Raw genomic sequence first — 324 nt, 5'->3', positions numbered from 1 at the left:
ATTGACACCCAACGCTTCAAAGTCACTTGAACCGTCAGTCGCAACAGCAAGCATCGAGTCAACATAGAATGATTTACCATTCTCGTTGTACACTTCCTTGCCCAAACCCAGCTCGCCATAGACGTCATCTTCGTTACCCAGACGGCCGACTTTGTTTTTCTCGTAAGCGACCGCTGCACCGTTTTCGCCGCTCACACCGACGCCAGCACGCATATAACCGTGAAAGTCCACTTCTGCATACGTTGCGGCAGACATCAGCGCTGCGGAGACTGCAGCGGCTGTCAGGCAGATTTTGTTCAGTTTCATTGCTTAAACTCCTTGATG

Annotated in this window: 1 protein-coding gene; it reads right to left on the bottom strand. The window is 50.9% G+C overall.

Annotated features, from left to right (window positions below):
• On the bottom strand, positions 1-300 hold a 300-nt coding region (locus ACYP03_RS25190; RefSeq protein WP_459782553.1), incomplete at its 3' end, for a carbohydrate porin.
• Between the last annotated feature and the right edge of the window lie 24 nt (positions 301-324).

It is taken from the genome of Photobacterium sp. R1, assembly GCF_054600795.1.
This window is presented reverse-complemented; position numbering and strand designations above follow the sequence as displayed.